Genomic DNA, 13,865 nt, shown 5'->3' with positions numbered 1-13,865 from the left:
CAACTAAAAATGTACGACTATAATAGTCAAAGAGTTAGCACCAAACAATGCTAACCCTTTGTTTTTTTTGACTAGTTACGCGGTGGAAAAACCCCTTCGGTAGCAATTAACCAATTAACCGGTAATACCGGATTCAAAATATTAAGTGGCGCTGATCCGCCTGTGTTAGTCACAGTAACAGTCCCACCTGCCGACCCACCACCAGATACAGTAAGCCCTTTAATATCTGTCAAAGTGGCTTGCCCGAAAGTAGGCTTAAAGAAAGCAGCATTCGAACTTTGTGCAATATACGAATCGCTGTCTGGCGTTGTTGTATTTGCGGCATTAGTTGCGACCTGCATGGTACCTGATACCGGATTTGCCCCCCCAAGAGGTGTAAAAATGGCAGTATGTGAGTGCGCAGGCATATGAATGATCTCAATACCTACCAGCTCAGTACCTTGTCTTTCACCCTGACGGTAGTCCATACCACCTGGACGTACACCTGAGCCCACAGGGCTGCGGCCACGCAGGTCTGGCAACGCGTATGTAGTACGTGCGTCACCACCATAAATAGTCCCTATCAAAGCAAATAAGGCCTGGTTTTGTGAAATGGCCATAGTCTGACCTAAACACATTGCGAAATTTCTGATTGTAAAAGCACCGCCGAAGGTACCCATTGAGCCAATATACGGGTCAGTAGACATATGAATTCCTCTTTAATTGTAAACATACCCTTTAACGATAAATGCTCAGTACTACTCACCTCACAAAGAGATTTATCAACATGTTGCGAATTACTCGCACCTACTACTTTATTTGTTACGCTGCCGAGACGGCATCAAGCTGTTGTAGAGCTGTCTATGCTCAAGGTTAGTCAGGGTTTCCTTCAGGCAAATGTGCTGTAAACACGGGTGGAATGAAGAATTCAGGCAACTGCACCCTGCGTGCTTCTCCGCTCAAAACTTTATCAAGACAAACAGTGCCGATATCGTTAATACTGATATCCAAAGCTGCATCGGAATCTTCTTTTGGAAAACGCCAGTACAGCTCTGTGGTTTTATAGCGCAGTAGTGCCATCATCTCGTATTGATCGAACTCACTGGGGCTATCGCAAAATCGCTCGTGACAGTCTTCAAGCTTTTGCTCTCCTAAAAACTGTACTAACAAGCTGCCCATCCCAGGGACTTCAAGGATACTGCTCTCTCCTTGCGCAACGACTAATTCGCCCGTTCCCTCTAACTTCGCAATACGCTGTCCTTCACCACTGAGGTTGGCGCCTCCATCATAAGGATAGAGCGCTAAATCATAGCCATAGCGGTTCGTTAGATTGATCTTTATGTTCATATCTATCTCGCTTCTGAGTTTAAGTTCAGAGCATAGTTAGAAATGCAGGATGATAAGTACATCGGCCAGGCCACTCACGAGTCCTTCTCAACTAAGCTACCATTGTAAAATTTAGTACAAAGGTATCGGTTTGCAATTGATATACCTCAACCAAACCACCTATATTTTTGCCGTTACATCCGGCTTTGTTGTGAGGCTGCAACCTCTAATCCCGGTTCAAGCCCGAATAAAATTGCAAAGCGGTACCCGTCGAACACCCCCTGCTCAGTTAACACTGCGTCCAGACGAATGGCGCCATCTATGGTTTTCACCAGTAACCCTTTAGCTCTGTCGAGTTCCAACACTGTGCCAGGCTTAATACCAGTCAATTGGCAATCCATAGTGCTGGCTTGCATAAGCTGGAGTAGTCCTTCACGAAACTTAAAGCGGGCACCACCGAGTTCGGCATTACCAGCGCGCGCCAGATTAACAATTTCGCTTCCTGTGTGGCGTTGCCAGTCAATCGTTAAGTCTTCAATATTTACATGGGAGGCATAACGGGGTTCATACTGCTTCCCGTTTACTTCTATGAACTCTTGCTGAGCATGCCAGGTAAGCGTGCCTGCGGCTTGTTGTTGAGTAAACTGCTCCAGCAGTGCGGGCACCATCTGGGCTATCTTTTGATGAAAACACTGAGAGGTATCAAACGGATGCACGGGCAAATCGATGTGTGTGCCAATCTCTCCGGTATCTAGCTTTTCGGCCACTTTGTGTAACGTTACCCTGATAGTCTCTGCACCATTTTTAAGCTGCCAGAATACAGGCATTGGCCCGCGGTAATCCGGTAAAGCACTCGGGTGAATGTTAAACAAACGACCAGCAAAATAGTCGATTAGTCTGGCGCGTATTTTGTGTTTAAACAGATAAGCCAAACCACTGTTCGCGCCCAGCCTGTCGAGACCGGCAATCAAGTCTTCGTCTGATGCGGTATTATATTGCAACATAGGGATCTGGTGATGATGCAAAAATTGCTGCAACTGAACAAGGTCAGGGTTTGGCTCGGCTTCAATCAAAACCACGCAACTTAACTGGCCTCTTTGCAATAAATACTGTACCGCAGCCAGACACAAGCAACTGCCGCTAAACAAAGCATATTTAGGTTCCATGCTGACCTCCTATACTTTCACAGGTACAAACCCAGGCATACCACTGAGTTGATAATAAAACTGTACAGTATCCCCGCTGTTGGCAACAAAATGTGTATGTTCCAGCTCTTTAGGTTGCGCATCAACATAGAAATTCATGTCAGGCCTGGGGTGGGTAATCCCCGAATCGTATTGGTCTAAGCCTTCATCATCAAACGTATTTATCTGTGCGTATACCGCCAAAATACGGGCCGGCATATCTTCAAAGCCGGTCGGCAAAGTAACCCTGTTAGCAGCAACAACCCTTATGTCGTCTTCCAGCTCAATCTCTTCCATCTTCAACAGCACTGACTTGTCAATGCGCATCAGCTCGCCCAGCTCAATTCGCTCCTGCAAGGCGCTGTTATTGAGATTGTCCGAATGACAGTACTGCGTATCTTTCCACTGCTGATTAAATTCCGTTTCACCATGAACCATCATGCCCTTGATAGATACAGAGCGCGGTATCATCCATCCGTCAAGCGTCAGGAATTTAACCAGATGCTTTGCAATAGCCAGCTGCCCTTCGCGGGTAAAGCCATGTTGCATAGCCTCCAGGACCAGCAAGTCGATGCTCTCTTGGGGTTCATAAACAGTCGCATCTTCTTCAATGATGTCTGCAACAAACTCACCCAACTGCAGATCATTGATGAGCTGTCTGAGCGTCACAATAGCGCCAGGATGTGTATCAACAAATAGCACTTTAATTTGCTCATGATTAAACTCGTTCTGGTCTTTATAGTAGCTCAACAAAGGCAATAGCAAAGGCGCAAACGGACCACAAGCGGGATACAAAATAGTAATAGAGTCCTTATGAGACAGCATGCCACGTATTGCTTTGTCAATGCCCCTTGCATAGCCCTGAATACGGTATATGTCTTTGATTGTATGGCGACAGTTATATGGCGACATGACCAGACCCGTCGGAGAAATATACTGACGGGTTAAAAGCTCTTCGCTTAACTCGGCCATAGACATTGACTGAACAGCCTGATCATACATGGCCTCAAAAGCAGCCGTCAGCTGAGCATGAGTAGCAACCGTGGTGCCGAGGGTTAATGCCATGGCATTTACGAAGCTTTGGGTTAGCGCTTGTTGACGTTGAGCGGTGGTAAGTTTCGCCTTAAGTAAAGACTCAAGTTGGTTACGGACGGTGTGTTTTAATAGTTGATCGACTTTTGGATCTGCATAATCAGCCTTTAGCACATTATGCGTTTGATGTTTTTCCATCGGCGCTACCTAAGTATGATAATTCCATAATTACAAAGGCGTTAAGTGCAACTTTACCGCTGTGCACTTAACCCCGTCAGCGTTCATGAATCAGTTTAGTTGAGTGCAGTCAATTTGCGAGCTTCATGGTTAAAAACCCACTTTCTATCGCCCAGTTGCCCACCCGTGATTACAATCTGCTCTGTACCATCCAGTGTTTTATACATAGGCTGCTTGCCCAAACGGGTTTGACCATATGAATATAAAAACGCACCGTTATTGCCAAATACTTTAACGCTGGAAGTACCTGACTCAAGCACATGCACGCGGCCATCACCGTCAAGCGTCAAACTTTTTGGCCCATTTAACTGTGACACCACTTCAGTACCAAACTCGCCGATTTGGGCAAGTTGTTCACCGAAAAAGTTCGCCACAATAACCTGGTGGTGACCACGCTCAATAAAGTAAAGCAGCTGCTGGTTGGGTTCGACCGCAAAATCGCTCACATTGGAAAACCCCTGAGGCAATTTAATTGTGCCAATAGTGGTGCCAGACAGATCAAAGACCGTTATTTCATTACTCATTTCAAAATAAACATATATAAATGTGTTGTAACGCCTGACAACAGAGGGACGCAAAGTGACCTGAACACTTTCTCCACTTGGTGCTTCCATTGAGACAGAAGGCGCATGGCGAGCTATCTCTTCAAGTAAGTTGCCACTAACACGTTGGGTATTCTGTTCTGAATTTGTAAATGCAATGCTATCTGCAGCAAGTGCACTGACAGGCAGCACACCACTCGCACACAAGTACGAGCTTGCTTTAAGAAAAGTACGACGTTCCATCTTTAACCACCTTAAGCTACCTAAAAACTGGGTCATTATCACAAACTACTGAATAATTGAACATTACACCATATTACACGAAAAACAACATCTACCAATTTAGTACTGGAATACCTTAAAAACATAGGAATTTAGCGCTTATTAACCATGATTTATTCCAATCCTTAGCCAGAAGCAATTGACCCTCTATTGATAATCGGTAAAGATTACCAGCCGAGAACTACAGCATGCTTCAGACTAGTCAGTAATTATTGAAATTATTGAAATTTACTCAAGTGACGAGATAAGTTGCCGATAATCGATACGACCTTCATCTTAGTGAAATCTGTCTGATGTCAAATAAAACGATGCTATTGGCAAGGATGTTGAAAAAACATTGTAATAATCGTAATTCTTAACAATAATTTAGAGCTTAGGTTCGAGCCCTGTTAACAAATTAGATAAAAATAAAAGACTATGCCACTAACTCAATTTTCTGATCCTTACATTCAGGATCGCTTTCAGTCGACGCAATATGAGCTCATCCACAAGATAGGCGAAGGCGGCTTTGGTAAGGTTTACAAAGCGAAGAATAAAAACACGGATCAGGTCGTGGCAATCAAGTTTCTGGCACTTGAGCCTCATCTTGACGAAGCCAAAAAGCATCGATACGTTGAGCGATTCAAACGCGAAACCTCTCTCAGCAGTCAGCTGCAGCACCCGCATATTGTGCGCCTGCTGGATAAAGGTCAGGTAGACGAAAGCCTGCTGTACGGCGTGTTTGAATATGTGGAAGGTCAGTCACTGCGCGAACACCTTATTCAGGAAGGTGCGTTAGACGCAGTAGACGCCACCGACATTATGTTGCAGGTACTGGATGCCCTGATCCATGCACACCAAAAAGGCATAGTCCACCGGGACATTAAACCCGCCAATATCATGCTGACCCAGGCAGGCGCAAAAACCTACGCTAAAATTCTCGATTTTGGTATCGGCACGCTCAGTCAGGAAAGCCGCCATCAGGACTTTGCCACACTGACACTCACCCAGGAAACCCTGGGGACACCTTCTTATAGCGCGCCTGAGCAGTTACGTGGTGAACCCGCCTCAGCCAAAACCGATATCTATGTTTGGGGCCTGGTATTTTTAGAATGTCTGACGGGGTTACCAGCCGTTACCGGCTCCAGCATTGCCTCGATTTACCACAAGCAGTTGAGCGATGTTCATATTCCGCTACCCAGTGCCTTGCTTGGCCACCCGTTATCAGGATTATTGCGTCGTGTGCTACAAAAAAATGCCACAGAGCGGGTGATCTCAGGGGAAGAAGCCTTCACCGAACTGAACTCCATGAATGTGTCTAACCTGGTGGGCGTGCTGGCAGACGTACAGGCACAACATGGTTACGACGATGCCACAGTGGTGCTGCGCACCGATGACCCTAGTCACCCCGGCCAGCAAGATTACACCACGCTGACAGAGCGCAAACAAATCACCGTTATGGCACTGCGCCTCAGCGCCAAAATGCTGGATGAAAACGCCAAAGACCTGGATGTAATCGATACCCTGTTCAAATCACAGCGCAACACTTGTATTGATATTGCAACCCGCTTTGGTGCGTATCATGTGGGCAACCTGGCCGATACTGCGCTGTTCTACTTTGGTTACCCCATTGCCAGCGACAACGACACTCGACTGAGCGCACGTACCGCACTGGATGTGATCAGTGAACTGGGCAAGCGTAATGCACTGATGCAGGAAGCCCACGGCGTGCAGCTCAATGCCCATATTGGCTTGCACTCGGGCATTTTTGTCACCTACGCCAATGCCGTGCCAGAGGGCCATATTGCTAACACAGCCATGCAACTGGCTCGCCATGCTGGCGAACGTCAGATTTTGTGTACCGCAGAGTCACGCGCCATCCTTGAGCCTTACAGTGAGTTCGATTATTTCGACAACATGCAGCTGGGTATGGCGTTTGAACAGCAAGCCATTTATAACCTTAAGGGCGAAAAACGTGTAGAAGCCTTTGGCTTTATGCGTGGTACACGCCATCACCACAAGCTGATTGGCCGCCAGAACGAGCTGGACAAAACACTATCCATCATCAATAACGAACAACAAACCACCCGGGTTGCCCATATTTACGGTGAAGCCGGCATTGGTAAGTCGAGATTACTGCAAGAAATTCGTGCCAACGCCGGTAAATACCAGCACCTGGTTGCCCAGTGTTTACCCGAGCACCAGAACAACGCGCTCTACCCTATTCTGACGCTGGTACGTTACCTGTTTAATACCAGCAACCTCAGCAATACCGAGGTCATCGACCTGTTTGTGTCGCTGCTTAATGAACAGGACAGCACACTCAATACAGAGACCATTTTGCCAATCCTGCTGGTGTGGCTAAACATTGAGTTACCCGAAGACATGCAGCCATCGTCACTGGCGCCGGATGCACAGAAAGAGTTACTGTTTAAAGGCCTGAGTGCCCTGCTGCTGTCGCACAAATTCAGTCTCAGCAACCATAAGCTGTACATCATTGAAGACATTCACTGGGCAGACTCCACTACTTTGGAGTTTATCCACCACTTTGCAGCCAACCTGAGCGATGGCAGCGTGCTGATCAGCACCTCGCGCCAGCCTAAACCAGACAGTCTGCACGATCTGACGTTGCTGGAGCTGGAGCTACACAAGCTCACCGCCAAAGCAACCGAAGACTTCATCGAGCAACTGTTCGAAGGCAAAGCCGTCTCGAAAAACGTACGCGACATACTGGTCAGCCGCACCGACGGCATCCCGCTGTTTATCGAAGAGCTGGTCGATATGCTGAAACAAAAAGCACTGGTCAGCGAGCAAAGCGGCGAAGTCAACTTCGTCAGCCCGGATAAACTCGATCAGGTCCCCAGCAGCCTGCGCGAATCACTACAGCAGAAACTCGACAGCCTGGTACACGCCAAAGAAACCGCACAACTCGCCGCCACCATAGGCCGCGAATTCGAATACGACCTGCTCGTCGCTGCTTCTTCACTCAGCGAAGATCAGATCCAAAACGACCTGAATGAACTGATCGAGAAAGACCTCATCATTCAACAGCGCCGGGTTGAAAATGATAGCTATATCTTTAAACACGCGCTGGTGAGGGATGCGGCTTATGGGAGTATGAACCCCAAAGATAAGATTAGAAATCACGGAAGAATTGGCGATACTTTAAGCGCTGAATATAGTACTTTTAACTTCGATGAACCGCTAGTCATATCCAATCACTACTATAACGCGGAGAGAATCGATGATGCAGTATCATTCCGTACCCAGGCAATAAACAAGCAAGTGAGAAGTTCAGCTCATTCTTCTGCTATTGTAATTGGTGACGAAGCTCTCAGTTGGCTAGAGTGCAATAAAGCACACAAAAGCTCACTTCTGAACGAACTAGATCTTCACAGGGCAATGCTTCCCTCTATTATGACGTTATTTGGTTATGGTGCAGAGAGAGTTTTGAGTTGGGGTAATCGAGTCGCTGATATTGTCCAAAGTCCATGGTTTGATGATAAGCAGCAAGACTCTCTGTTCGACATGTACAAGAAAAGTCAATGGACCTTATTCATGTCGGCACATTATGCTTCACACAGAAGTAAAGCTCGCTCTTTAGGTGAAAGTCTACTAGAGGCAGTAAGGAAAAAAGGGAACCGTCAAGATATTATCGTAGTTTTAGTTCATGTTGCTCAAGCTTATAATATCGATGGTGATCTTTTGTCAGCTAGCGAACTATATGAAGAAGCACTAGAGCTATATAACGATGAACAAGATGCTGAACTAGCACTAGAATATGGAATGAACATTAAAGTTCAAATTCTTTCTCTTGCATCATATAACTATCTCCATCTTGGGTTGCTAAGAAAAGCAAAAAATTGTGCTTATGAGTCCGCACGTTATGCAGAAGATTTAAACTCAATAGGCGAGATTGTATTTGCAAATATTTTTGTTGCGCTATACCACATTTTTCTAAAACAACACAGTAAAGTTGTCGATAATTGGTTACGTTTCCAAGAAATGTACGGTGCGCAAGCTAAAGGCAATGTATTCCATTTACACTTCCTTGAGTGCTACAGCTACTCATCTGCCAAGAATACAAACTTAGCTCGTCAAGCACTCAATAAACAAATTGAAACAGGGCAAACTTTTGCTGCTGGATACTATGTAACTCATCTCGCGGAGGCTTATATAGAAGAATCCTGCTTAGATGAAGCGCTTGACTTAATGACATCATCCTTCGAACGATGTCAACGTCAAGGAGAACTTTCGGTAATGCCTTTTATCAAGAAAACACTCGCTGAGTGTATGTATTTGGAACAAGGGTTTTCCAATCAGGAAATAATTTCTCTGTTGAAATCTTCAATTGATGCAGCAAAAGACCAAAGTGCAAGGTTCTTTGAACTAGAAAGTCGTCTCTATTTATATTCTCTTGAGCAGGATAAAAATAACTTTGAGCTACTAAAAGAAAACTATCACTGGTTTGTGGACAATGACCAGCTAGAAGATAGCCCTGTTTTCACCAAACTTCAAAGACTATTAAACGAGGAAAACTAAAATGTCTGACAATTTTCATAAACTAGGTACTAGATATGGCTTTGGTAGCCATGTAGAAGAGTCCGAGCCAACTCCAGTAGATAATGTATTAGCAATTAGTGCATGGCACTCTGCTCTTAGCCGAATGATCGCATACACATGGAAAAACTGGGATAATGATCAGGAGCTTGACTATATTGTAAAGTTTCCTGAATATTATTTAGCGAAGTTCGGCTTTTTCCCACAAATCCCGGCCTACCAAACGAAAGTTCGGTTTGTAATTCGTAAAGGTGACTCTGTCACTTTCACGCATGGAGACCGAAATGCGGGTGGTACAATATCTGCAACAGTTGCTGGTGAACCAGAAACCCAACAGATCGTTGAACAACTGCAACCATGTCCAGATTACATATCAAATAACCCTGATTTTCAGACAAGCAGTAATATCGAGTCTGTAACAAGCATTTGTGGTGACTGTGAACAGCCGCCGTCAGATGAAGAAATCAAGAATAAGCTTGTAGAAATGCTTGGACTTGACGGTCATACAGATGGTTCTGACCTACCGCCGCTACATAATGGGTGGCAATTCAAAGATATGAGCGAATTAACGGGTTGCTTCATCGTTACTATTCCACCGAAGCCAGACTTATCTCATATTGATAATGAATCTCAAAAATCTATGGTTGAGTCACAAGCGATTAGCGACTTTATGGATATTTGCAGAAGCCAGCCATTTACATCTTGTTAATGTAAAAATAGAAGCAGCTTTGCTGCTTCTTATTCAACTCAAAAGAAGGCCCATATGACACTCATAGACTGTGACAGGCATGTTATGGAGCCGCTGCATTTGTGGCAAGAATATGTCAGACCCGAAATTTTTAAAGAATATCCCGTTCATTTTAGAAACGACAGTTCACTTGAAATAGCCTCTCAAGATAATATTGAAAACCCTGTTAAAACAGCAAAACTCCCCCCAACTTATTACATCGGGAATCACCCTATTCTGAACAATTGGGGAAAGGAAATCCAACAAGAAACAGCTAAGAGACCCAGAAATACTGAGGATCGGAAGCTTGCCAGTAGTGGATTAGGTCAGCTACAAAGTATGCTTGTTGACGGTGTAGACCGTGCAATTATATTTCCTACATTTACAGGGTACATAGTGAATCATCAAGCACTTCCTGCTTCTGTATCAATAGAATATGCCAGAGCATACAATAAGTGGATAATTAACTACTGCGCAGTGAACTACGCAAAAATGATTCCCGTTGCAATGGTTAGTAGACACGATCCGAGCACGCTTGAAAGACAGCTGGAAACCATTATAGAACAAGGGTTCAGCACAATTACGCTGCGACCAGAACCTATTCAGGGATTGCACCTTGGTAGTGAAGAGTATGAACCTTTTTGGCAGCTGTGCGAGCGAAACGACATTACAATCGCATTTCATGGCGGTACTCATTTACACGGTCCGACGGTAGGAGCAGATCGATTTAATTCACGATTTAGTTTACATGCCTGCTCACATGCACTTGAAGCACAACTCGCTTTTCTGAGCTTATTAGAGGGTGGTGTACTTGAGAAATATAAAAAGCTAAAGTTTGCCTTCCTAGAAGCAGGTGCGGCATGGGTCCCATACTGGCTTTGGAGGCTAGACAACATTTGTTATGAAGAGTTTCCAGAATTAATCAAAGAGAAATTACCAAATAAACCCTCACATTACTTCAAACAAAACTGCTGGGTGAGTATTGAACCAGAAGAGCCGTGCCTAAATGAAGTTATTGCGCTCATCGGCAGTGATAAGCTGCTCTTTGGCTCTGATTTCCCTCACCCCGACCATGAGGGTATAAATGTAGATAGTATTTATCGAGAAACATCCCTCACCAAAGAAGTTGTAGATAAGATATTAGAAAGCAATCCCTTAAATTGCTTTGGAGCGTTCCGTGGATAATTACCCTACATCCGGTTTCGCTATTTTCAATAAACAGGTCATTAGTAGTACTTTCCTAGACTCAGCTTGCCAGCAAATTGAAAGCATAATTAGCGGTCACAGTGATACAGGTCTGTCACACTGGGGGCTTGTAAACGGAGTCGACAATAATTCATTGACCCGAATTGCTCAACCTCATTTTTGTAGCCAAGCGTTTTATACACTCTTAACTGAAAGCGAATTTGGGCCATTGATTGCTGACGTTTTGAAATGCCGCAAGTTAAAGGTTTGGGGCAGCCAGCTTTATATTAAGCCACCAGGTCACTCTCCTTCACTCAACGTTGGCTGGCACCGAGATTCTCAGCATATGCCCTTTTTTAAATCAGGCGTTGCAACTTTGTGGATCCCATTTTCTGCGACCTCTTTGGATACGGGCTGTTTGAAATATATTGGCGGTTCACAAAACACAAAAGAGTACGTTCAGCCTTTGGGAGGTCAGGAGCTTAATCTGAAAGCAGAAACTCAACGCCTTTCACACTTTTCAACTGGAAAATACTCAGAAACACCTGTAGAAGTTCCTCTCGGAGGTTTCTCTTTACATCATTGGGATCTAATTCATGGCAGTGATGCAAATACCAGTGATAAAGCTCGAATCGCTTTATCCGTTGGCGTGTATACAGAAGATTTATGTGTAGACAGAAGCACTCCTGACTATGGGTATAGTGACATACTAAATAACCCTCGCTTTTGCCCATCATTAATATGAGAGAAAAAGACTAATGAGCAGTTTTATAATGTGGAACCCTAAGTTTACCGTCATCACGGACAAACAAGGGAATGTATTTCTAACACATTACAGTCAAAATTATGTCTTGGAACACAATCGGTTTCCACTTTTTCAGTACATTGATGGTAAGCACACGAGCCAAGAGATAGCTCTTAAATCTAACGATCCACAAGAATCAGCCTTGTTCTATTATTATCTTGATAACCTGATCCAAGCAGGGCTTGTAATATCACTGCAAGGACCAGAAGAAGTATGGGAACAGGACATAGAGTGCTCCGAGGTTGCGCTTGTTGAAAACCGTGATATCAGGAAAACCGACTTATCTGGTTGTAATTTAGTTATAACAAAAGATATTCTAGAACTATCGGCACAAACGTTTCAGGCACATAATAAATGCCTGGTTATAGTCGAAGACTTCTTCAATCTGCTTGTTATTAGCCCGCCCTTAAAATCAGCAAGTGATTTTGAGTATTATGTAAAACTCAGGGCCAATAACCTGCCCATGAATTCCTATTTTTTACAAAACTCTGATAATGCAACAACACGGTACTATCGCAAATCAAGCAACTTTATTGACAAGGCACTCGCGCTAGTTGTGTCCAAACAGCAGCTGTCCAATGATCAAGTATGCATCGTGTCTGATGACTTAAAGATAGATACTTTTCCATTTAGCTCCTGCCATGAGAATGCAAAGCAATGGTCAACAAAAATTGCACTAGAAAACTGCCCGATAGTTTTTGGTCGTGATGGCGGCTCGAGAAGCATGAAACCAGAGCTAACAAACAGCAAAATATCTCCCTATATCAACCGATGCATTGGCATAATTAATGAGCTTTCAACTCTGAGTGATTCAAAAGCAATAAAAATATACCGTAGCGCATTTTTCAAATGCCCGAATAAAAGCTTACTCACGCTCAATGTCGATGAATTCAATCAAACCTGCCTTGGTAAAGGCGTCACGCACGAACAATCCAAAGCCAGCGCTTTGTGTGAAGCAATAGAGCGCAAGAACGCTCAGTATATTGGTGATGAGCCAAGTCAGGTGGCGCAGGCTCAACAACTTGATGCACGCAGTTATGACTTTGCACAGTTGTTGCCCTACAGCGAGCAGCAATACGCACGTTTCTCAGACCCCGCTGATTCTGAATCTCAGCGTAAACAAGCTGCGTTGCCTTATACTGAGGAAGCCGTCAATTGGACCGCACTGTGGTCGCTCACGCTCGATGAAAAGGTTTACGTGCCTACCGTTTGCTGTTTTGCCAACACGCCGTTTGAGGAAGACCGCTTTGGTAAATGGCATTCTAATGGCTGTGCCGCTGGTAATAATCTGGAAGAGGCCATTTTACAGGCTTTATTTGAGTTGCTTGAGCGTGATGCAACCGCTATCTGGTGGTACAACCGCCTGCCGCGCCCACAGTTTGAGTTAAACGGTCTGGACCCGGATTATCTGGAACCGCTGCACGAAACCATCACCACTGAACACGACTACTGGGTGCTGGACCTCACCGTAGATACCGGCGTCCCCGTCATGGCTGCCATTGGCCGTAACAAAGCAACCCAGGGGTATGTATTTGGATTTGGCTGTCATTTAAAACCAGAAATGGCGGCGCAAAGAGCGCTCACAGAGTTATGCCAGCTTATTCCTATCCGGGACCAAAATGGTGCACCGTTTGATTTTGATGCCATTACAGATGACAGCTTTCTTTTACCAAACGAGCAGGCACCAAGGGGAAGTTATAAACTGACTCAAAGCGGTGACCTGAAAGATGACATTCTGGCCATTGTTGAACATCTACACAGCCTGGATATGGAAACACTGGTACTGGACTATTCCCGCTCGCCCATTCCGCTGAGTACGGCTAAAATCTTTGTCCCTGGTCTTTGCCATATCTGGCCACAACTAGGTAATTCAAGGCTTTACCAGACACCAGTGAAACTAGGTTGGCTGGATGAAGCATTGACCGAGCAGACGATTAATCAGCAGGGGTTGTATATTTAATTCCGTAGGCCCTGGCGGATGGGAATAACTCAAATTGAAACACCCACTGGCCATTGGAAGATACAGG

At 44.9% G+C, this 13,865-nt stretch carries 10 protein-coding genes; 5 read left to right on the top strand and 5 right to left on the bottom strand.

The window, feature by feature from the left end; genetic code table 11:
- Nucleotides 1–71 precede the first annotated feature (71 nt).
- The 5 genes from NH568_RS11340 to NH568_RS11320 all read right to left on the bottom strand — a co-directional run bounded on the left by NH568_RS11340 (nt 72) and on the right by NH568_RS11320 (nt 4,543).
- Complete coding sequence (locus NH568_RS11340; RefSeq protein ID WP_253047322.1) at nt 72–686, bottom strand: tail fiber protein; 615 nt, start codon at nt 684–686, stop codon at nt 72–74.
- 166 nt (nt 687–852) lie between these two features.
- A complete protein-coding gene (locus NH568_RS11335; RefSeq protein ID WP_253047318.1) occupies nt 853–1,326 on the bottom strand; it encodes a hypothetical protein in 474 nt (157 codons plus the stop codon).
- Nucleotides 1,327–1,499: 173 nt separating this feature from the next.
- A complete protein-coding gene (locus NH568_RS11330; RefSeq protein WP_253047315.1) occupies nt 1,500–2,471 on the bottom strand; it encodes a formyltransferase family protein in 972 nt (323 codons plus the stop codon).
- A 9-nt stretch (nt 2,472–2,480) separates the two neighbouring features.
- Nucleotides 2,481–3,719 (bottom strand): hypothetical protein, encoded by a 1,239-nt coding sequence (locus NH568_RS11325; RefSeq protein WP_253047312.1) that lies wholly within the window; start codon nt 3,717–3,719, stop codon nt 2,481–2,483.
- A gap of 95 nt (nt 3,720–3,814) precedes the next feature.
- Nucleotides 3,815–4,543: a hypothetical protein gene (locus NH568_RS11320; RefSeq protein WP_253047309.1), complete on the bottom strand. Its 729-nt coding sequence runs from the start codon at nt 4,541–4,543 to the stop codon at nt 3,815–3,817.
- Nucleotides 4,544–4,999: 456 nt separating this feature from the next.
- On the opposite strand from NH568_RS11320, the gene NH568_RS11315 reads away from it, so the two are divergent.
- The 5 genes from NH568_RS11315 to NH568_RS11295 are packed head-to-tail and all read left to right on the top strand — an operon-like array spanning nt 5,000 to nt 13,798.
- Complete coding sequence (locus NH568_RS11315; RefSeq protein ID WP_253047306.1) at nt 5,000–9,103, top strand: TOMM system kinase/cyclase fusion protein; 4,104 nt, start codon at nt 5,000–5,002, stop codon at nt 9,101–9,103.
- A gap of 1 nt (nt 9,104) precedes the next feature.
- Nucleotides 9,105–9,830, top strand: coding sequence for a hypothetical protein (locus NH568_RS11310; RefSeq protein ID WP_125557604.1), 726 nt, complete (start codon nt 9,105–9,107; stop codon nt 9,828–9,830).
- Nucleotides 9,831–9,884: 54 nt separating this feature from the next.
- Nucleotides 9,885–11,033 (top strand): amidohydrolase family protein, encoded by a 1,149-nt coding sequence (locus tag NH568_RS11305; protein WP_253047303.1) that lies wholly within the window; start codon nt 9,885–9,887, stop codon nt 11,031–11,033.
- On the top strand, nt 11,026–11,778 hold the full coding sequence (locus tag NH568_RS11300; protein WP_253047300.1) for a phytanoyl-CoA dioxygenase family protein: 753 nt from the start codon (nt 11,026–11,028) through the stop codon (nt 11,776–11,778). Before NH568_RS11305 ends, NH568_RS11300 begins: the two co-directional genes overlap by 8 nt.
- Before the next feature lie 13 nt (nt 11,779–11,791).
- On the top strand, nt 11,792–13,798 hold the full coding sequence (locus tag NH568_RS11295) for a YcaO-like family protein (RefSeq protein ID WP_253047297.1): 2,007 nt from the start codon (nt 11,792–11,794) through the stop codon (nt 13,796–13,798).
- Nucleotides 13,799–13,865 lie beyond the last annotated feature (67 nt).

Origin of the sequence: Pseudoalteromonas sp. XMcav2-N (assembly GCF_024124545.1) — a bacterium.
Taxonomy (GTDB): Bacteria; Pseudomonadota; Gammaproteobacteria; order Enterobacterales; family Alteromonadaceae; genus Pseudoalteromonas.
Note: the sequence above shows the minus strand (reverse complement) of the source record. Positions and strands in the feature narration are given on the sequence as shown.